Here is a 21397-nt window from a genome sequence, read left to right on the forward strand (position 1 = left end):
CAATATTAAATGTACCGGATGCGGATTACATTCAATTCCATCCCGTTGCAAAGAGAGAGGGCAGATTGTCCGGCTATTCCAGGCATTGCAGCAAACATCTGCAGGTACGATAACGTATTTCCATCCATTCAGAGCGAACCATGAAAAGAGTCATCGTAGCTGGCACGATCCTGCTGCTCGCGGGGTGTAGCATTAACCGCCAGGCTGAGGTCAGTAGTCTCGACGCGCCCAACGGCATAGTCCGCCTCGACTACGGCCAGGCGGCGCTACAAAATGCGTATTCTGATGAGTATGTGAATAACGGTACGGCGGTAAAAGCGTGTCAGAGCATGGGGTATGCCACCGCCTCTGCCTATGGCCAGCCCATCAAAACCTGCACGCTGATTAGCGGCTCTCTGTGTCTGAACGAGAGCGTGACTATCCAGTATAAATGTATGGGTTTTGCCGTTAACCCTAAGTCAAATAATCCGTGGTATTAATCAGGACTGCCAGTGTTTGCTGGCAGTTTATTTCATTACGAACAAAAATAATTCTCATTAATAAATATAAAAATCGTCAATGCGTTTTATTCCCATTCGTATTTTAAATAAAGAAATAAAAATTTTACGTTTTGCAAATAATTAAATAACAAATTATAGTATCGCTCATTGTGAATCAGAAATAATAACCAGGAGCGCCACTATGCTGAAAACTGAAATGATCGACAAGCTCAATGCACAAATGAACCTTGAGCTTTTTTCGTCCCTGCTCTACCAGCAGATGAGCGCCTGGTGCAGCTTCCACAGTTTCGAAGGCGCGGCTGCGTTTTTGCGTCGTCACGCTCAGGAAGAGATGACCCATATGCAACGTCTGTTTGATTATCTGACAGATACCGGCGCCCTGCCGCGCATTGAGAACGTGGCATCACCGTTTGCTGAGTACACATCTCTCGATGAACTGTTCCGCGCGACCTACGAGCACGAACAATTAATCACACAGAAAATTAACGAACTGGTTCATGCGGCAATGACCAGCCAGGATTATCCAACCTTTAACTTCCTGCAATGGTATGTAGCTGAACAGCACGAAGAAGAGAAGCTGTTTAAATCCGTCCTGGATAAATTATCTCTGGTGGGTAAATCTGGTGAAGGTCTTTACTTTATTGATAAAGAACTTTCTACCCTCGATACGCAAAATTAATTCCAGCGCGGTGCCGAAAATCGGTGCCGCGTTTTTTTACTTACATTCCCTGCATCAAAACCCTCGTTGCATTTCCTGTTCCCCTTATTAACGTTACGTCTGGATGACGCCCCATGCATGATCGCAGAGCGCTCAATTTCGTAAACATTTCATTACACTACTTGTAACGGTGATTTGACGAGTTACCGCTTTTCCCTTACTCTGCGCCGCAGATTTTGTCGCGATTACGAATCGTTGTAGAGGAAAGCGTGAAAAACAGAACCCTGGGAAGTATTTTTATCGTCGCCGGAACGACGATTGGAGCAGGAATGCTGGCAATGCCCCTGGCAGCCGCAGGCGTGGGGTTTGGGATGACCTTGCTGCTACTTGGCATGCTCTGGGCGTTAATGTGCTACACCGCACTGTTGTTACTTGAGGTGTATCAGCATGTGCCAGCCGACACGGGTCTGGGTTCTCTTGCAGCACGCTACCTGGGACGCTACGGTCAGTGGATAACCGGCTTTAGCATGATGTTCCTGATGTACGCTCTGACTGCCGCCTATATTAGCGGTGCCGGGGAGCTCATCGCCTCCAGCGTCAATGACTGGTTCGGATCCGATATTACCCCGGCAACCGGCGCCATTTTCTTTGCACTCATCGGCGGGGGTGTGGTCTGCGTGGGGACGTCGCTGGTCGATCTGTTTAACCGTATTCTGTTCAGCGCCAAAATTCTGTTCCTGATTGTGATGCTGGTACTGCTCGCACCACATGTACACAAGGTCAACCTGCTGACGCTGCCGCTGGAAAAAGGGCTGGCGCTTTCCGCGATCCCGGTCATTTTCACTTCGTTTGGTTTTCACGGCAGCGTGCCGAGCATTGTCAGCTATATGAACGGCGATATTCGCAAGCTGCGCCGTGTCTTTGTTATCGGCAGCGCGATCCCCCTGATTGCCTATATTTTCTGGCAACTGGTGACGCTGGGCAGCATTGACTCTTCGACCTTTATTGGACTGATGGCGCAACACGCTGGCCTGAATGGTTTTCTGCTGGCACTGCGCGAGGTTGTGACCTCCCCACATGTGGAACTGGCGGTACACCTGTTTGCCGACCTGGCACTGGCCACGTCGTTCCTGGGTGTTGCGCTGGGCCTGTTTGATTACCTGGCTGACCTGTTCCAGCGTCGCAATACCGCGGCTGGCCGGTTGCAGACGGGCGCAATCACCTTCCTGCCACCGCTGGCCTTTGCACTGTTTTACCCGCGCGGGTTTGTGATGGCGCTGGGTTACGCGGGGGTGGCACTGTCGATCCTTGCCCTGTTGCTCCCTTCCCTGCTGGCATGGAAGAGCCGTCAGCAACATCCTCAGCAAGGGTATCGCGTGGCGGGGGGAAAACCGCTGCTGTGTATCGTATTTGGCTGTGGCGTGGTGATTATTCTGGTGCAGGTTTTGATTGCAGCGGGAATGCTGCCTGAAGTGGGGTAAAAACGGGGGTTAAGGGGAAACTACCAGCTACCATAGGGGTATGTTTACCCTTTGATAAAACCCCTTATGTCCTGATAAGGCAGAGACTGCGCTTACGCGGATTCAGGAAAACATCAGAGAGTTGAAAGAAATTCAGTCGGTGATTTCAGATTTATAAACAATACGCGGGCACGAGGCCCGCGATATTGCTTAACCCCCAATTGAAAAAACTCAGTGAACACTAACATAGTATTTCCTTCGGGAAGGAATACGTATTGACATATACATTCTCATAAATTCTCGGTTCATCTTTCAATGATTTAAATTTATTATGCACACACCATTGTTTTTTGTTAGAACAATCGAAATCTAAATCAACACACAGTCATTAATGCAAGCATTACACTGAATGCCAAAGCATCATAATAAAGAACAGCTTTACGAGGTAAGATTAGAGCGATTAATTCATTCATCATTACATCCCATATGCTCGCGGGCTTTATTACCATAGAACCAGGTAAAAAACGCCCCCATACCAAAAAAGACACCCATGAATATTAAAAACATAATAATGATAAACCAACCCGATATATCTTTACCGCCATTAGTGCTAAAACTGCCAATAATTAATAGAAGACCAAAATAGAACATCAGCCCAGCGATCCCGCAAACTTCCCACGGTGTCATATATCTTTTTCCCTGGGGATAATCAGGCTGGCGGGTTAGCCGGGACGACAGAGCTGTCATTGAAAACTTGTTCTGTTCAGAAGCGGCCACCAGCTGATCACCCTGTGCATACGTTACCGCATCGGCCGCCAGAGCCAGCATCAGCCATGGGTACCCGGCAGAATGCTCACCGAGCGACATTTCAAGTTCCAGCCTGTCCGGCACGGTTTTTTTCTCATCCAGCACTTCCAGAAGCGGGTACTTTTCTGTGCGTGAAAGCCCGGTATACCAGATCTGTTTGGGTTTACTTACCGCTTCCGCACGCAGATAAACAGGTACTGTTCTTTCAACGTCCGCTACCCCCGTCATCGGCTGATAAAGATAAACGGGTTTCTCTCCTTCAGTTTTGACGTAGTAATTTGTGAGGAAAAGCGCGGTGACATTTTCCATCTGCTTCGACTCTTCTTCGTCAGAATGCAGATCGACACAGATAAGCAGGCGTTCAACGACGTAGTCATTCGTCTGTTTTATCCACTCCGTGATTTTCGTATAGTCCGGGCATACAGGCAGAAATGTGATTTTCCTGGTAGCGATCGCTAAACGTTCAAGCACGCGCCGGAGTTCATCGCCACAGGAGTCATCCCCGCCTCGTACCCACACCAGTGCTTCAACCTGCCGGTACTGAGAAAGTTTCCCCGCCAGCGGCTCCAGAACGCGGATAATAGCCTGCCCGGCCCTCGTGAAATCGAACGATTCTTCCAGTTCGATTTTCAACGGCATTTTGGTGGCCAGCGGAAACTCCCCCTCCAGCTTCAGCATACTCAGTGCCAGTTCTTTGGTTGCTTTTGGCGGGGTCAGTACGGACCAGCCAGCAAGGGTGATGTTTCCTCTGGCGTAGCTGACAACCTTGTATTCCTGCCGAGCAGCAATCAGTAGCCGCGTTTCCATGTAGTGCCTGATTCCGTGATACGTGGTAGAGAACACTTGTACGAACCCCGTCAGGAAAACCACCGGAATAACCACAGACTGGAACAAAAAATCGAGATCGACATGTTTATTACCCGGCCATGTGACGGCCCGGACGCCCAGGCAGATAACCACGACGAGCACATATAAGAGACATATCCACAGATAGGGGAAACGTTCTCCAAATTCATCCTGTTTGGAGAATAGCCACCAGTTCATTAAACAGCCCCCGCCGTGGGGAGCGTGGTGCGAATGGCACACCCGCACGCCGCTTTACAGCCATCCACAACCACACCGCGGCCATTCATCGTCCAGGTCGGATGGCACTCGTTAATGGGGAACGTCCCCTTGTGCTCAGTACACTCCACCAAGTCGCCTTTCAGCACGACGGACAGGCCCATAAACTGCGCGCCTGACGCCTTAATTACCTTCCCGCCGCTCACCAGCGGGTCATTCAGTCGAATTACGCCATTCATCAGTTTCCCTTCCTTCCTGAGTCCATATCGCAGCGCATGTGATCCCAGCCTGTGTACCCCTTCACTTCCGGTATTTTGTCGGGCTGATTTTCCCAATTGGTTTTAAGTTGCTCAGTAGAGCCTTCTAAACCTTGTTTGGTCATATACACCATTCCCCAAGGCCAGCCAGGTGAACGAGGTTCCACTTTACCGCTTACCTTTTGCCCAGTTCCGTCGTCAACGGTATATTCAATCCCAGGGCCACCAGCAGCAAGACGCGGATCGTCGAAGGGCTTAGACGACATATACAGCCGGTGTTTGGTCTGTAAAAAACCTTGGTCGTTAACGACGGTGAAAGACACAGCATCTTCTGCGGGTGCTCTGTTATCGCCATTAGGTTCATTAGGTGATGGGGAAAATCCTACTGACCTCCAAGTTTCGCCATAATCTTTCGAAACAAGGAATCCATCTACCTCCCAATTGGGGATTGAAATATAGCGCTCTGAAGGGTGAATAAATTTATGGGTAAATATTCGGTAAAACTGAAAATAAGGCTGTGAGTGAATACCCCTCTTGGTATCCGTATACCAAAGTTCACCTTCACAGTCCCAGCCCCTCAGCTCCAGATAACGGTGATCGTCAAACCGGTAAACTACCTGTGTCGGCGGTTCTGTCGCCTGGCAACCAGTCGCCAGCAATATAGCAGCGGTAGCCAAGCCTGCGCATAATCCTTTCATGCGTTATCCCCCTGCATCCATATTGCACCGCATGTGATCCCAGCCGGTGTAGCCTTTCACTTCCGGAACCTTATCAGGTTGATTCTGCCAATTGGTTTTAAGTTGCTCAGTAGAGCCTTCTAAACCTTGTTTGGTCATATACACCATTCCCCAAGGCCAGCCAGGTGAACGAGGTTCCACTTTACCGCTTACCTTTTGCCCAGTTCCGTCGTCAGCGGTATATTCAATCCCAGGGCCACCAGCAGCAAGACGCGGATCGTCGAAGGGCTTAGACGACATATACAGCCGATGTTTGGTCTGCAAAAAACCCTGATCGTTGACGACGGTGAAAGAAATAATATCGTCATAGGACGGTTGATTACTTCCATCTGGTTCATTTGGACCTACTGAAAAAAATTGAGGTACCCACGTCCGCCCATAATCTTTGGAAATCATGGTTCCAGGAGAATCCCAGGTAGGAATTGCTATGTAACGCACTGAAGGATGGACAAATTTCTTAGTGAATATCCGGTAAAACTGACTGACGGGCTCGGTGTGAATGCCTCGTTGCGTATCCGTATACCAGAGCTCGCCCTCGCAGTCCCAGCCCTTCAGCTCCAGATAACGGTGGTCATCAAAACGGTAAACTACCTGTGTCGGCGGTTCTGTCGCCTGGCAACCAGTCGCCAGCAATACAGCAGCGGTAGCCAAGCCTGCGCATAATCCTTTCATGCGTTATCCCCCTGCATCCATATTGCACCGCATGTGATCCCAGCCGGTGTAGCCTTTCACTTCCGGAACCTTATCGGGTTGATTCTGCCAATTGGTTTTAAGTTGCTCAGTAGAGCCTTCTAAACCTTGTTTGGTCATATACACCATTCCCCAAGGCCAGCCAGGTGAACGAGGTTCCACTTTACCGCTTACCTTTTGCCCAGTTCCGTCGTCAACGGTATATTCAATCCCAGGGCCACCAGCAGCAAGACGCGGATCGTCGAAGGGCTTAGACGACATATACAGCCGGTGTTTGGTCTGTAAAAAACCTTGGTCGTTAACGACGGTGAAAGACTCAAGATCTTCTTGAGGTGGAGCATTCATTCCATCAGGTTCATTTTCTCCCGGTGAAAATTGTGCAAGCTGCCACGTTTGACCGTAATCTTTTGAAACCCTAAATCCACCAACGCCCCAACCGGTGATAGCAATGTAGCGTTCCGAAGGATGAACAAATTTACGGGTAAATATCCGGTAAAACTGGCTAACCGGCTCAGTGTGGATACCCCGCTGTGTATCCGTGTACCAGAGTTCACCCTCGCAGTCCCAGCCCTTCAGCTCCAGATAACGATGGTCATCGAACCGGTACACCACCTGCGTCGGCGGCTCTGAAGCCTTGCAACCTGCGGTTACCAACACTGACGCTAGGGCAATAACTGCTATACGTTTTATCTTCATGCTTGTCTTCCGGTCACGATTCCCACCACTCTTTAGCACCCGCAATCCCCAGCTCCCGATCAGATTTCGCCTTCGGCATATCCCATTGCAGGTTTGCCACTTCCTGATTCCCTGTCGCCAGATCACGGGATGGCTTAACCGACGTGGCATTGTTAAACTGGTTTTCCACGCCATACTCGCCTTTGGGAAGAACATCTTCAGGCTTATTCATAAACATTTCGTTGTTTCATCATTCAACTTTCCGGTTCTGTAATAATCGACAGCAAACTTATTTTTGTTCTGCGGGTCGCGCCAGTCCGCGCGGTGTAACAATCCTTCCCAGAACTTACCCGCCTGATAGTCAAAGGACTTGCACTGTCCGATTGCCAGATCAAATGCCATCGCATGAGACGGCACATATTCGCTCGCCACGATAGAAGAATGCTGGCTGTACCCTACCGGATCTGACTTCATCCATTCCTTTTCCAGTTCCTCGCGAGAACGAAGCCAGCTCAGGGTAACAAACGGAAAATCCTTTGAACCAGACACTACGCCGCGGATCACCGTCGCTTCATGCCCGATGCGCTCCTTCATGCCCGCTGTTTCTACTTTTAGCTCTTCGTCGGTCAGGGTATGGCCCGGCCGCCAGCTGATACGCTGGTAACTATTCACGGCATATGTAGCCGACTGAGTAAGTTTGATTGTGTGGGCTTTTGCAGAATACGAAATGTAAGCGTCAGGACTTTCCGGGTCGATATACGCGGTGTACGGTTTATCACTGGTTTTCGGATCGTTATCGGGATGGTTATTCTGCCCCTGAAGTGCAAAGATAAACGTCTCAGGCAGCTCTTCACCGTTCACGACAACACCAGATCCTGACGTGGGGTAACTGGTATTCGCGAGGCTGCTGTAATCCGCATCCCCCGTCATGCGCTTAGGCAAAGTAAACTCTTCTCCTGTCGGAGCCAGCCCAACCTCACCATGCTGATAAAAAACTCGCTGATATAAGTTTGGGATACCGGTGGCGATGGTTTTGGGGATGCCCCGCCAGCCAAAACCCTGAACGTTTGTCAAAGACACAACACCATCATTAGGGCAGAAGTAGTTGTAAACTTTCCCGTTATTATCACGGCAAAATTTGGCATCTTTTCGCAACGGATTATCAGAAGGTTTACGTAGCGTACAGGCCCCTTCCATTTCCTCAAGTGCGGCTTCATCCAGTACCCCGCCTTTGTACTGCGTAGCCATCAGACTACAGAAATTTTTGAACGTATCCTGCCGGGCTTTATCTGTCTGGTGGTGGCCTGGCTGAGCATTTTCCGCTACACGAGACTCCAGTGAATACGGGGAATGATTCAGGATGACACAGTTCGTAGGATCATAACCCGCCTGCTTCACCAGCATATTGGCAAGCATGGTGATGATGGTGCCCTGGCTATGCGCCACTACGTTAATCACATCATTTCTTGTCACCAGTGGTTCACGTATTTGAAGAATCAAGTCAGCCAGCCGCTGAGCGGCAAAAAACTGGTAAATACGGTGCGGGTTTTCGTAAATAGGATGAGTGAAGTCCCCGTTATTTGCGTGTAATGACAAAAAACCGACGGCAGCAACGACAGCACCACCCGCCCCCGGCCCCAGCATATCGGGAATGTTGGTTGTGGCATTCGCGAAGGTACCGCCGCCCTTGGCAAAATTCGCCTCCAGTGCATTACCAAAGTTATCGTTCTGGAACTTCAGCGTACTTTTCCCGTCATTGCCCAGATCGGCCTTTTTATCAGCGTTATCTTCCTGGTATGCATCAAACGGTATATGCGCTTGATCTTTCAGCTTGTAGACTTCTTCCCGATAGCGCTGCTGGTCTGCCCGGTAGTCTTCATGCGTAACGGGTTTATATCCCCAGTAGAACGGAATAATCGGTGAGCGGCCAGGATGGGTTATGCGGTATTCCCCCCATTCATGCGCATAAAAATCCTGACGGTTAAGGCGTTTACCCAGTCCCGCAAGAATACCCTTTTCCTGGTTCTGGTATGCCTCGCCCACATCGTTCACGCCGTGCACCAGAATGACAATTCCCGGCATCGGACGCGGAACGCCCACACGGCGGGTCTGAGCGACTTCTCCCAGAGTCTTGTGTACCGGAATATCCCCTTCTGATACTACCCGCGGGGCATACGGGCTTTTTTTGGCTTCCGTCATTCCATTAACTCTATTTTGTAGGTATCCAGGTCATCGGCATCGAGCAACGATGAATGGCCGTTGCTGTCCGTTATGCCTTCCACCACTTTCCCGGCCGTGCTGGTCAGCCTGATTTTTTTGTTTGCGAGAATTTGCTCCGGGTCGTCTCCGGCGTGCAGTTGGTAGCGGAGTTTAAACGCGCCCTGATTGAACGGCGGGACAGTGACCTGTGCGCTTTCCGGGCCGTCGTACTTCAGGTTTGGCCCTTTCAGTTCGATTCCCGTCGGTGAGAAAAGTGTGACCAGTCCGTTCGGGCTGACGCGTATCCCTCCACCACCACAAACCAGCTGTATCCCCTGCCTGGCGCTGCCGTTCAACTGCCCGTCGGTACTCGCCATCGTGAAATCCTTCAGCGAAAGCATATGCATTTCTCCGCGCTGGGCCTGCGTCGTGATATCCCCGGCACCAGCAATCATCTGAATGCCGAGTTTGCGGGCAAACAGCGAGAGTTTTTCCCCCACAGCCAGCGAGAATTTTTTCACCACATTCATACTGGTATCCTGACCTGCCGTCACAATCACATCTTTCCCGGCGGACAGTTGCAGACTGTCCGGCGTGACGTGCGCCTGTCCTTTGTCGGCATAGGTCAGCAGGCCCGCGCCGGTAAGGTTAGTCAGCGTCTGGCTCAGCTGATATTGCTGATCGGTTTCCACATTACTGGCCCCGGCCGTCAGTGCGCTTTGTTGCAGCGTCATTGCCAGCGACAACGCTTGTTCCAGCTGCGCAATAGCGGCCGTCATATCCAGCTGCTTACCCGCAGCACGCGGTTGCGCCTCCGTGGTGATCATCACCCCTTTGGCGGCACGAAGCGCCATGTGGTTGTCAGTGCGTGCTTCCACACCTTCACCGCGCTGTTTCCCCTCCGCGTCAACGAGGTGTCCAGCGCTGACCTGACTCTTGCCGTACTCCGTGGAAATCTTGATGTGTTCATTCCCGCGCCGATCCTCAAGACGGATTTTGTTTGAAGCAGCAGTGCGGATCACGTTGCGGGTATCGTTGCGATTTGTGACCAAATCAGAGTGGCTACCGTCATGCATCACATGGGCGATAAAAGGCAGATCAGGATCGCCCCCTTCAAACGCGACAGCCACCTCCGTCCCGTCCAGCAGCGGGAAGTGAAAACCGAACACATCCCCGCCGTAGGGCCTGCCCAGACGCATCAGCGCGCTTTCAAAGCCGTCGCGCTTTTCATCCAGATCAAAATCAAACTTCACGCGATAGCGACCCTTCGCATCGAGTCCGGCATAAGTATGATCGCGATTGATGGCCGCCACGCGGCCGGGCACTGTACCGGCTATCACCGGGCGTGGCAGATAGTCCGGACGGTAGCTGTAGCCGTTCAGATAAGGAATACCCTTCAGGATGGCGCGATAATGCTCTGCGCGGCTGCCGGATAGCGTCATGGTGGTCACAAGAAATCCGGGCTTAAACCCGTCAGGAATATCCCCTGTCGGGTGAAACATTACGCCCGGCAGTAGTTCCGGGTCACTGGTTGTCACTCCCAGCACACTCTGTTTGTTCAGCAGGCGCTCATAGCGCAGGCGCGCGTAGAACGTGGCCGTTTCAGCTTCCTCACCATAAAAGTCACCAGCAGCCAGAAAGTGATCGCCGTAGTGGTATTGTTTTCCGCTGGTTATCCCGTCAGGAATGTCATTCCCGGTAATGGTTTTATCCGCCTGCGGGGAAAACGGATCGCGGTAGTTATAGGTGCGTACCAGTACATTTTCAGGGATGAGCTGGTACTGCTCTTCGAGTTCGGTAACGTACTCTTCATGACTGGTCATGCCGGAATGGCGGACGTATGGCAGTTGTTTATCACTGAAAACATAGCGGCGACCACTGTCACCAAAAATCACCACCGTTTCGCCCTGAACCTGGTCGTGATTTTCAAAGCGGAACCAGATCCCGACTTCGGCCAGCAGACGGCGGATAAACTGGAGATCGGTTTCCTTCCACTGGATAATCATTTCGCGGCTGGGATAGCTGTGGCTCAATAGGTCAAAATCAATGTTGTAACCCTGAAAATGCCCACTCTCTTTCATCAGCTTCGTGACAAGCTCAGGCACTGTCATGTCCATATATACGGACGAACGGTAATTCCTGTCCAGCAACGCCAGCTCGTGCTCCAGCACACACTCATACAGGGCTTCATCGGCGGACGACTTCAGACGGGAAAATGACGTGATCACACCGTTAATCTGGCGCACCGACAGCCAGGGGGCCTGATTATGCCAGCCTGTCTGCGGGTTAGGGGCGCGCAGAATAAATTCGGCCATCTGATTAAGGACGTCTTTAACTGCAATGTTCGGATTCGGACTGGTGAAACGAATGGTATAACGATAGGGCTTACTGAGCTCCTCTTCCCCGCTAAACGAATGAACATCTGTTGAAACGATTTTATTTCGGGGAAAATACAATAAATAACGATTCAGGGTCTTCTGCTGCTGTACCGTATTTGATTGACCTACCATCGTCAAATATCCTTTTGAAGAAATGATTAGATTTATAAAAAATAATACACCTGCATACGGATTATTAAAACACCACTCACAAATCAGAATAAAATACCACAAATAGAAACTCATCCGGCGCTCAAATAAATATCAATAAAACATTCACGAATTAAATAAAAAGACCGGGACACACTCGATACAAATATAATAATACAGGGAACCACTAAGAATTTCAGAACGGCAAGAGATTCTAGCCGACAATCATCGCCCGGATATCTTTAGGCAAGACAAATATGATTAACCTCCGTATTATTGGAGTGAAAAGCGATGTATAGTTAACAGAAAAATCCGCCCAGCTATCATTATCCGCAGGGCCGCGGGGATTGCTAAGGGGGCTACGATGCCCCCTTATTTTGATCACATGTTAAGGACGTATTATTTTCTGTTGGTGTTAAGGTGAACGAAATAAAGTTACCTAAATCCACAAAAAAATGTATCAGTGCAAACAGCAGCTCTTAAACTTCTTCCCGCTACCGCAAGGACACGGATCGTTACGCCCGACCTTCGCCCCATTCACAATCGGCTTCTTCGCTTCCGGTTGCTGCGGGTTGTTCACCCAATAATTGTACAAACGCAGTGCCGCAGGCTGGATGCTTTCAATGCTGGCTTTATATTCCTCTTCTGTCAGCGCATCCAGTTTCTCACTGTTCTCTTCCGTACCGTGCAGAGCAATCACATCCAGATCGGCCTTTAGATCTTCCGGCAAGGCAGACCAGTCCGTCAGCGCCACGCCGCGCATGTAGCCATAGCACCACTCTTCCACAACGGTATAGCTTTCACCGTCCACGTCGTTGTAACCAAACATCGGTTCAAACTGATCCGGGTATTCGCTCAGGCGCTCGGCGATATCGTTCATATGCTTAAAGCAGAGATCGATAAAACGGTTCATCTCACGATCGTTTTTCCAGCGTGGAATGTATTTCTCGCCACCCCACACCGCCACCAGCCAGGTATCGGGCTCGACGACAACGGGGCCAGAAAGCACTGCGGTAAGCATGCCGTCCAGTTCGGAGACGTCAATCACGGACGCATCGTCGTGACCGTAAGACATTAATGTCTCTTCAAGCCACTCCATTTCGCTTTCATTCAATGGGCCTTCAGTCATCGCTGACACTCCTGATAAAAAGGAAAGGATCCTACCACATATCGCACACCTTTCCGGGTTGAAGTTTAGGTCTTTATTGCTGCAAAAACGTGCAAATCGTGACTCCTGCACAACTTATGGGCTTTATTGTTAACGATATGTGATCTCCGCTGTAATTTCTTCTCCTCCCGCAAGGCGACATAACACGGGGCTCTATACTCAAACATGTCGCAAACCCATCAATGGGTTAACCATTCTGGCAACGTTTTTGCTTAATGTTCTTCGCGCGAAGTTGCGCATGGAAACCTCGCCGTATCACGCAGGATGCAGTCTGGATCTTGTTCGTTTAGTGCATTTTGTTCTTGCTCGTGTTTTGGACTGGCTGCGCCGTCGGGCGTTTGGGTATACGCCGTGGTGCAAAAACCTCTTTGCTAAGGAACATAATAATGTCGCTGAAATTTATCAGAACGCCTCTTTCTCTTGTGTTGGCCGGTTGCCTGGTGACCGCATTTTCCGCCCAGGCAGATATTGTGATTGGTGTCGCCGGACCGTTCACAGGCCCCAATGCCACCTATGGCGATCAGTACTGGCACGGCGCAACGCAAGCCGCTGAAGACATTAATGCTGCTGGCGGCATTAACGGGGAGAAGATCAAACTGGTTCAGGGGGATGACGCCTGCGAGCCGAAACAGGCTGTGGCTGTTGCTAACCGTCTGGTGGACCAGGATAAAGTCAACGCCGTAGTCGGCCACTTCTGCTCCTCTTCCACCATGCCCGCCTCCGAGGTTTACAGCGATGCGGGGATTATTGCCATCACTCCCGGCTCGACCAACCCGCTGATTACGGAACGCGGTATGAGCGACATGTTCCGCATGTGCGGACGCGATGACCAGCAGGGCCAGGTCGCCAGCGACTTCATCATCGACAAGCTGAAAGCCAAACGTGTGGTGATCATTCACGATAAAGATACCTATGGTCAGGGTCTGGCTGACGCCACCAAAGCGGCGCTGGCGAAACGCGGGGTTCAGGATGTGATGTATGAGGGACTTTCGCGCGGTGAAAAAGACTTTAACGCGCTGGTGACGAAGATCGGTGCACAAAAACCGGACGTGGTGTTCTTCGGCGGCTGTCACCCGGAAGCCGGTCCGCTGGTTCGCCAGATGCGTGAACAGGGCGTGCAGGCGAAATTCTTCTCCGGCGACTGTATTGTCAACGAAGAGATGGTAACCGCCGCGGGCGGCCCGCAATACACCAACGGCATTTACATGACCTTCGGTAAAGATCCGCGCCTGATCCCGGACGGTAAAGCGGTTATCGAGAAATTCCGCGCCGGTAAATTCGAACCCGAAGGTTACACCCTCTATTCCTATGCCTCTGTACAGGCCATTGCTGCTGCCTTCAAAGCCACCGGTGGCAAGGACTCTGCCAAAGCCAGCGAGTGGCTGAAAGCCAATGCCGTCGACACGGTGATGGGCAAAAAAGCCTGGGACAGCAAAGGCGATCTGAAAGTGTCTGACTACGTGGTTTACCAGTGGGACGACAAAGGAAAATATAAGGAAGTGCAGTAACGGGACGGAATCACGCTCAACGCCGGCAGGCCAGCCTGTCGGCGCGTAATAAACATCAGGCTGCGTAAGTCGCGCAGCCTATAAAAACGAGCGCGCTAAGATGAGTACATTCTTCCTGCAACAGTTAATTAATGGCTTAACGCTGGGCTCCGTCTACGGCCTGATCGCCATCGGCTACACCATGGTGTACGGCATTATCGGCATGATTAATTTCGCCCACGGCGAAGTGTATATGATTTCCGCCTATCTCTGCGCCATTGGCCTGGCGCTGCTGTCATTCTTCGGCCTGCAGTCGTTCCCTCTGTTGATCCTCGGGACGCTGGTTTTCACTATTGTGGTGACCGGGGTTTACGGCTGGACCATCGAGCGAATTGCCTATAAGCCGCTGCGAAACTCCACACGCCTGGCGCCACTGATCTCCGCCATCGGGATGTCGCTTATTCTGCAAAACTACGCGCAGTTGAGCCAGGGCCCGCGCCAGCAAGGGGTTCCGACCATGCTGGATGGCGTTATTCGCCTGCATCTGGGGGAAGGGTTCGTTCAGATAACCTATACCAAAGTGTTTATTCTGGTCGCTTCATTTGCCGGCATGCTGGTCCTCACCTGGATAATCAACCATACCCGCCTGGGACGGATGTGCCGCGCGGTGCAACAGGACCGCAAAATGGCCTCCATTCTGGGGATAAACACCGACCGGATTATTTCGCTGGTCTTTGTCATCGGCGCGGCAATGGCGGGTCTGGCGGGTGTGCTCATCACCATGAATTACGGCACCTTTGATTTCTACGTCGGATTTGTCATTGGCATCAAAGCCTTTACCGCGGCGGTACTCGGCGGCATCGGTTCCCTGCCCGGGGCAATGCTCGGCGGACTTATTCTCGGCGTGGCGGAAGCCCAGTTCTCGGGCATGGTGAACTCGGACTATAAAGATGTGTTCTCGTTTGGGCTTCTGGTGATGATCCTTATTTTCCGTCCCCAGGGACTGCTTGGTCGCCCGATTGTGGCCAAAGTGTGAGGGAGCAACGATGACAAGCCACGGTTTTTCTCTCAAACGCTGCACTCTGGACGCCATTTTTTCCGGGCTGATTGCGCTGATTATATTTGGCCCAATTGCGGGCGTGGTGCTGGACGGGTACAGCTTTAACTTCGCCGGGCAGCGACTGGCCTGGATAGTCGGCATTGTGATGCTGGGGCGCTTTCTGTTGAGCGCTTTCTTGGGTACTGCCACCGGAGCCCGTTTCCAGGCACGCTTTGAGGCAGATAGCGCGGGCGTGTATGTCCGCCCCCCGGAATACAAAAGCCGCATGCGCTGGATTATTCCTCTGGTGATTACCCTTGCGATTTGCTTCCCGTTTGTCGCCACCAAATATGTGCTGACCGTTGCCATTCTCGGGCTGATCTACGTGCTTCTTGGTCTGGGACTTAACATCGTCGTGGGTCTGGCCGGTCTGCTGGACCTGGGATATGTCGCGTTCTATGCCATCGGCGCTTATGGCCTGGCGCTGGGTTATGAGTATCTTGGGTTAGGCTTCTGGAGCATGCTACCGCTGGCGGCAATCATGGCCGCTGCCGCAGGTGCCCTGCTCGGTTTCCCGGTGCTGCGCATGCACGGTGACTATCTGGCCATTGTGACCCTCGGGTTTGGGGAGATCATTCGTCTGATCCTGAACAACTGGCTGACCTTCACCGGAGGGCCCAATGGTGTTTCAGCCCCTCCTCCTACCTTTTTCGGTCTGGAGTTTGGCCGTCGGGCTAAAGAAGGTGGAGTGCCCTTCCACGAATTTTTCCACCTGACCTACAGCCCAAATATGAAATTTATATTCATCTATGCGGTGCTGTTTCTGGTGGTGATGCTGGTGCTTTATATCAAGCACCGCCTGACGCGGATGCCAATTGGCCGGGCGTGGGAAGCATTGCGCGAAGACGAAATCGCCTGTCGCTCAATGGGCTTGAACCATGTTCTGGTCAAGCTTTCGGCCTTTACGCTCGGTGCGTCGACCGCCGGGATTGCCGGGGTATTCTTTGCGACTTATCAGGGCTTCGTGAATCCGACCTCATTTACGTTTTTTGAATCGGCACTGATCCTCGCCATCGTGGTGCTGGGCGGCATGGGCTCTACGCTTGGCGTCGTGCTGGCGGCCTTTGTGCTCACCGTCACACCCGAGCTGCTGCGCAGTTTTGCCGAATACCGGGTCCTGCTGTTTGGCATGCTGATGGTGGTGATGATGATCTGGCGTCCACGCGGTTTGATCCGCATTAACCGCAGCGGGTTTGCCGTGCGTAAGGGCGTTGCGCCATGAACGATATGATATTGCGCGTTGAACATCTGATGATGCACTTCGGTGGGATTAAGGCGCTAAACGATGTCAACCTGGAGGTGCAGCGTGGCTCTATTACCGCCCTGATTGGGCCAAACGGGGCGGGAAAAACAACCGTGTTTAACTGCCTGACGGGCTTCTACAGAGCCTCGGGCGGCAACATTTTATTTAACACCCGCAATAAAACGACCAACGTCATTCAGGTCCTCGGGCAAAAATTCCAGCCAGGTGACTGGATTAACCCCGCGCAGTTTGGGCAGCGTCTTTTCTACAAAATGTTTGGCGGAACCCACCTGGTCAACCGCGCCGGACTGGCGCGCACGTTTCAAAATATCCGGCTTTTTCGCGAAATGTCGGTCGTGGAAAACCTGCTGGTTGCACAGCATATGCGCGTTAACCGCAATCTTCTTGCCGGGATCTTAAATACGCCGGCATACCGCCGGGCGGAGAGTGATGCCCTGGACAGAGCCTTCTACTGGCTGGAAGTGGTTGACCTGGTGGAGTGCGCCAATCGCCTGGCGGGAGAGATGTCGTATGGGCAACAACGGCGTCTGGAAATCGCGCGGGCAATGTGTACCGGGCCGGAGATGATCTGCCTGGATGAGCCCGCTGCCGGGCTTAACCCGGTAGAAACACATAAGCTGAGCAGCATAGTTCGTTTTCTGCGCGATCATCACGACATCACGGTGTTGTTGATTGAACATGATATGGGGATGGTGATGGAGATTTCGGACGACATTATCGTGCTCGACCACGGCGATGTTATTGCCAGAGGAAAACCCGAGCAGATCCAGCATGATGAAAAGGTCATTGCCGCCTACCTGGGTACGGACGAAAGCGAGGTCACCTTATGAACGAACCGCTGCTGGCATTTCGCGAGGTGGACGTGTTTTACGGCGTCATTCAGGCGCTGAAGCAGGTCTCCCTCGAGGTCAATAAGGGTGAAACCGTAGCGCTGATTGGTGCAAACGGTGCAGGTAAATCGACACTGCTGATGTCCATCTTTGGCCAGCCCCGTATTCGTGACGGACAGATCCTTTTCTGCGGAGAGGACATTAGCCATAAATCGACTCATTACGTTGCATCTGGGGGTATCGCCCAGGCGCCAGAAGGACGACGTATCTTCCCGGATATGACGGTTGAAGAAAACCTGCTAATGGGGACTATCCCCATCGGCAATCAATTTGCGACTGAAGATATGCAAACCATGTTTGACCTGTTTCCGCGCCTCAAAGAGCGTCGCAAGCAGCGCGCGATGACCATGTCCGGTGGCGAACAACAGATGCTGGCCATTGCCCGGGCGCTGATGAGTCGCCCGAAATTGCTGCTGCTGGATGAACCCAGCCTGGGCTTAGCCCCGATAGTGGTGAAACAAATCTTCCAGACGCTGCGCGAGCTGGCCCGCAACGGCATGACGATTTTTCTGGTCGAGCAGAATGCGCACCATGCGCTGAAACTTTCTGACCGGGGATATGTGATGGTTAATGGCCAGATCCGCCTGAGCGGTAGCGGCGAGGAGCTGCTGGGCAATCAGGAGGTGAGGAAAGCGTATTTAGGTGGTGTTTGATTCGATACCCGTCATGGTTACAGCCCAACTGAGGGCGTTTGGCACACTGCAGGTATATTGATGAAACCCTTTTCACCGCTACTTATCTGGTATGCAGAAAAGTATGGTTATGTCTGGAGGAAGACTTTCTTAATTTCTACACGTTGATTTTATTCACAGCTGCGATTTCAACCACAACTTTAAATCGGCAGGTGAAAAACGTGGAGGTTTTTCTTCGTTAACTGATAAAAATCGCACAATTGATATTCTTATATTCCGTAAACAACCAGTAAACCCCACCGCAGTTTCCACCGAGGAAAGCGCAAGCCACCCGGTGTCATTTTGATCGTTAAGCGCTGTGCGTTGCGCCTCCGTACAAGACTCTTTTTCATTTAGAAAGAAGAAAGCTTTTATTTCGAAGATTTATTAATAAATAAATCTAAAGATTACAAATTTTCAGCTTTAACTATCATTAAATGGCATTCGGCATTTTTCAGTGCCAGACGTTAATGTCCTCAGGGGTACAGAAGGCATTCGCTACTGGTTTTTCAGCTTATTCATTCAGGAATGTGTTATGAAAGTTCAGATAATCACATCTGCTGTTTTACTGGCACTGACATTTTCTCAGCCAGTATTCGCAGCCGATGCGCCTTTATCACCATTGATGAAACAACTCAATAACGGCAACTGGCTGGCACCTGATGAGGCGCAGTCGCTCAGCGACGAACTTTATTATCAGGATGCTATTCAGGCATACATTCAAACGTTGCCCCTTCTGAACACCATCGGGTTACGTGACGGATCAGAAGCCGCATTTGGCAAAGGGTACAATGTCCTGCCAATTTGGAAAGAGCGCATGGACAGCCGTGCCGTCGTGCCGACGCCAAACGGCGATGTCATCTATTCGATGAGTTATCTGGATCTTAAAGAGACAGGTCCGCTGGTTATAAAAGCCCCGGCAAATGTCATCGGCATGTTTACTGATTTCTTCCAGAAAACCATCACCGACGTGGGTGCTATCGGTCCTGACCGCGCTCGCGGTGGCTTGTATTTGCTGTTACCCCCAGACTATGAAGGGCCAGTGCCTCAGGGTTACTATGCCTTTAAATCATCAACTTATAACGTATTCCTCTTCTTCAGGACCATCATGGCAAAGGGTGACGGTAAGCCCGATCCTGTCCCGGCGGTAAAAAATGCCGAAACGACGCGTATTTATCCGCTTTGGGATGTAGAGAAAGAAGTCAAGCCGATGCAGTTCCCGGACGCCAGCGGCAAGCGCATCAATATGATGTATCCAACAGACGCCAGCTACTGGCAGAAACTGAAAACCTTCGTGGACTATGAGCCTTTAACAGCGATACCAGAAGAGACTCGGAGCGCATTGTTAAGTATTGGGATAGTCAAAGGTAAACCCTTCAGCCCAACGGCAAAGCAGCAGGAAATGCTCTGACCTGCTCCCCGTTGATTAGTACACCCCGATGTTAGTAATGTCTTCATAAGCCACATGAGGACATCCCCATGAAGAAGCGTTTTTCCGACGAACAGATCATCAGTATTCTCCGCGAAGCCGAAGCTGGGGTACCCGCCCGTGAACTCTGCCGCAAGCATGCCATTTCCGATGCCACGTTTTACACCTGGCGTAAGAAGTATGGCGGTATGGAGGTGCCTGAAGTTAAGCGCCTGAAGTCGCTTGAGGAAGAGAACGCCAGACTCAAGAAGCTGCTTGCCGAAGCCATGCTGGATAAAGAGGCGCTTCAGGTGGCTCTTGGGCGAAAGTACTGACGACAGACCAGAAGCGGGAAGCCGTGATGTTGATGTGTGATGCGACCGGTCTGTCGCAACGTCGTGCCTGCAGGCTTACAGGTTTATCCCTGTCGACCTGCCGCTATGAGGCTCACCGTCCGGCTGCTGATGCGCATTTATCAGGGCGCATCACTGAGCTGGCACTGGAGCGCAGGCGTTTTGGCTACCGTCGTATTTGGCAGTTGCTGCGCCGTGAAGGGCTTCATGTTAATCATAAGCGCGTGTACCGGCTTTATCACCTCAGTGGCCTGGGCGTAAAACGCAGAAGACGTCGTAAAGGGCTGGCAACAGAACGTCTGCCGCTGCTCCGTCCGGCGGCGCCCAATCTGACCTGGTCGATGGATTTCGTCATGGACGCACTTTCCACCGGTCGCAGGATCAAGTGTCTTACCTGCGTCGATGATTTCACAAAGGAATGCCTGACGGTCACTGTTGCCTTTGGGATTTCAGGCGTTCAGGTCACGCGTATTCTGGACAGCATTGCACTGTTTCGAGGCTATCCGGCGACGATAAGAACTGACCAGGGGCCGGAGTTCACTTGCCGTGCACTGGATCAATGGGCCTTTGAGCATGGTGTTGAGTTGCGCTTAATCCAGCCGGGCAAGCCAACGCAGAACGGATTTATTGAGAGCTTTAACGGACGATTTCGCGATGAATGTTTGAATGAGCACTGGTTCAGCGATATCGTTCATGCCAGGAAAATTATTAATGACTGGCGGCAGGATTATAACGAATGCCGCCCGCACTCCACGCTGAATTATCAGACACCGTCTGAATTTGCAGCGGGCTGGAGAAAGGGTCATTCTGAGAATGAAGATTCCGACGTTACTAACTGAGTGTTGTATCTAATCGTGGGGGCAGGTCAGCTCAACAAAGCAGTCGCTACTGCGCCACGTATGATTCTGGCGCGCCGACAGGTTGGGCGAGATGACCAGCGGCAGCTGTACTACAAAGACAGACAGTGGGAAAACTCATGGGCAGGTGCTACCGCAGAATGGATGCAGTACGGCACACTTGATGCTAACCAGCGCGCGGCCTTCTTCCAAATTGCCTATTCCAGCGCGGCTGCGATGGTGATGCATACCACCGGAGCTGGCTCGAAATACCCTTTCGCCACCAAAGACAACACCGGTAAATTCTTGAACGGCAGTAATACTTACAAACTGCATTTACCGCCAAATCCACCAGCTGCTCTGTTCTGGGCGGTGACGGCCTACAACATTACTGATGGCACGATGCCTGAAACCGATCAGCTACTCCCTTCCACCAACGGTTACTACAACATCCCGAAAAACAATGACGGCTCTATCGATCTCTGGTTTGGTCCAAACAAACCTGATGGCGTAGCGGACAGCGCGTTTATTAAAACAGTCCCTGACCGTAATTTCCTCGTTGCCCTACGCCTGTATGGAACCGAGGACGGCTTCTACGATCAGACATGGGTACCTGACGATCTGATTCAGACAAACAAATAATAGAGA

The 21397-nt window shown here is 51.5% G+C and carries 18 protein-coding genes and 1 pseudogene; 11 read left to right on the forward strand and 8 right to left on the reverse strand.

Annotated elements, in window-relative coordinates:
• Positions 1–140 precede the first annotated feature (140 nt).
• The 3 genes from yecR to tyrP all read left to right on the forward strand — a co-directional run bounded on the left by yecR (position 141) and on the right by tyrP (position 2639).
• Positions 141–479: a YecR family lipoprotein gene (yecR, locus tag ACLHV9_RS14510; protein WP_128347508.1), complete on the forward strand. Its 339-nt coding sequence runs from the start codon at positions 141–143 to the stop codon at positions 477–479.
• Positions 480–681: 202 nt separating this feature from the next.
• Entirely contained in the window at positions 682–1179 is a 498-nt protein-coding gene (gene ftnA, locus ACLHV9_RS14515; RefSeq protein ID WP_028018593.1) for a non-heme ferritin, read from the forward strand.
• 248 nt (positions 1180–1427) lie between these two features.
• The gene (gene tyrP / locus ACLHV9_RS14520) at positions 1428–2639 is read left to right on the forward strand and encodes a tyrosine transporter TyrP (protein ID WP_028018592.1); all 1212 of its coding nucleotides are present in this window, start codon (positions 1428–1430) and stop codon (positions 2637–2639) included.
• A 444-nt stretch (positions 2640–3083) separates the two neighbouring features.
• On the opposite strand, the gene ACLHV9_RS14525 is transcribed toward tyrP, so the two are convergent.
• The 8 genes and pseudogenes from ACLHV9_RS14525 to ACLHV9_RS14560 form a co-directional block, all read right to left on the reverse strand.
• Entirely contained in the window at positions 3084–4469 is a 1386-nt protein-coding gene (locus ACLHV9_RS14525) for a hypothetical protein (RefSeq protein WP_407220695.1), read from the reverse strand.
• The gene (locus ACLHV9_RS14530) at positions 4469–4726 is read right to left on the reverse strand and encodes a PAAR domain-containing protein (protein ID WP_407220696.1); all 258 of its coding nucleotides are present in this window, start codon (positions 4724–4726) and stop codon (positions 4469–4471) included. The genes ACLHV9_RS14525 and ACLHV9_RS14530 overlap by 1 nt, the downstream gene beginning before the upstream one ends.
• Positions 4726–5442: a hypothetical protein gene (locus ACLHV9_RS14535; protein WP_407220697.1), complete on the reverse strand. Its 717-nt coding sequence runs from the start codon at positions 5440–5442 to the stop codon at positions 4726–4728. Before ACLHV9_RS14535 ends, ACLHV9_RS14530 begins: the two co-directional genes overlap by 1 nt.
• Positions 5443–5445: 3 nt before the next feature.
• Entirely contained in the window at positions 5446–6153 is a 708-nt protein-coding gene (locus ACLHV9_RS14540; protein WP_407220699.1) for a hypothetical protein, read from the reverse strand.
• A gap of 3 nt (positions 6154–6156) precedes the next feature.
• Entirely contained in the window at positions 6157–6867 is a 711-nt protein-coding gene (locus tag ACLHV9_RS14545; protein WP_407220700.1) for a hypothetical protein, read from the reverse strand.
• Positions 6868–6880: 13 nt separating this feature from the next.
• Positions 6881–9045 (reverse strand): annotated as a pseudogene (locus ACLHV9_RS14550) (DUF3274 domain-containing protein).
• Positions 9042–11555 (reverse strand): type VI secretion system Vgr family protein, encoded by a 2514-nt coding sequence (locus tag ACLHV9_RS14555; RefSeq protein ID WP_407220702.1) that lies wholly within the window; start codon positions 11553–11555, stop codon positions 9042–9044. The pseudogene ACLHV9_RS14550 and the gene ACLHV9_RS14555 overlap by 4 nt, the downstream one beginning before the upstream one ends.
• 478 nt (positions 11556–12033) lie before the next feature.
• Positions 12034–12702 (reverse strand): YecA family protein, encoded by a 669-nt coding sequence (locus ACLHV9_RS14560; RefSeq protein ID WP_028018591.1) that lies wholly within the window; start codon positions 12700–12702, stop codon positions 12034–12036.
• 425 nt (positions 12703–13127) lie between these two features.
• Between ACLHV9_RS14560 and ACLHV9_RS14565 the strand changes: the two genes are divergently transcribed.
• From ACLHV9_RS14565 to ACLHV9_RS14600, 8 genes are all read left to right on the forward strand, one after another.
• Positions 13128–14249, forward strand: coding sequence for a branched-chain amino acid ABC transporter substrate-binding protein (locus tag ACLHV9_RS14565; RefSeq protein WP_028021355.1), 1122 nt, complete (start codon positions 13128–13130; stop codon positions 14247–14249).
• A gap of 100 nt (positions 14250–14349) precedes the next feature.
• Positions 14350–15264 carry an ABC transporter permease subunit gene (locus ACLHV9_RS14570; RefSeq protein WP_028018589.1) on the forward strand — a complete coding sequence of 305 codons (915 nt, stop codon included), beginning with the start codon at positions 14350–14352 and terminating at the stop codon, positions 15262–15264.
• A gap of 10 nt (positions 15265–15274) precedes the next feature.
• Positions 15275–16549, forward strand: a complete 1275-nt coding sequence (gene livM / locus ACLHV9_RS14575) for a high-affinity branched-chain amino acid ABC transporter permease LivM (protein WP_407220704.1) — start codon at positions 15275–15277, stop codon at positions 16547–16549.
• Positions 16546–17421, forward strand: a complete 876-nt coding sequence (locus ACLHV9_RS14580) for an ABC transporter ATP-binding protein (protein WP_108089662.1) — start codon at positions 16546–16548, stop codon at positions 17419–17421. The genes livM and ACLHV9_RS14580 overlap by 4 nt, the downstream gene beginning before the upstream one ends.
• A complete protein-coding gene (locus ACLHV9_RS14585; RefSeq protein ID WP_208595323.1) occupies positions 17418–18134 on the forward strand; it encodes an ABC transporter ATP-binding protein in 717 nt (238 codons plus the stop codon). The genes ACLHV9_RS14580 and ACLHV9_RS14585 overlap by 4 nt, the downstream gene beginning before the upstream one ends.
• Before the next feature lie 553 nt (positions 18135–18687).
• Complete coding sequence (locus ACLHV9_RS14590; protein ID WP_407220705.1) at positions 18688–19563, forward strand: DUF1254 domain-containing protein; 876 nt, start codon at positions 18688–18690, stop codon at positions 19561–19563.
• 68 nt (positions 19564–19631) lie between these two features.
• A protein-coding gene (locus ACLHV9_RS14595; RefSeq protein WP_087451024.1) for an IS3-like element ISSen4 family transposase occupies positions 19632–20752 on the forward strand; the annotation gives its coding sequence in 2 pieces (ribosomal slippage) (positions 19632–19890 and positions 19890–20752; 1122 coding nt in all).
• Positions 20753–21391 carry a DUF1214 domain-containing protein gene (locus tag ACLHV9_RS14600; RefSeq protein WP_407220706.1) on the forward strand — a complete coding sequence of 213 codons (639 nt, stop codon included), beginning with the start codon at positions 20753–20755 and terminating at the stop codon, positions 21389–21391.
• Positions 21392–21397 lie beyond the last annotated feature (6 nt).

Source organism: Enterobacter sp. CPE_E890 (assembly GCF_046521475.1).
In the GTDB taxonomy this organism is placed as follows: Bacteria; Pseudomonadota; Gammaproteobacteria; order Enterobacterales; family Enterobacteriaceae; genus Enterobacter; species Enterobacter adelaidei.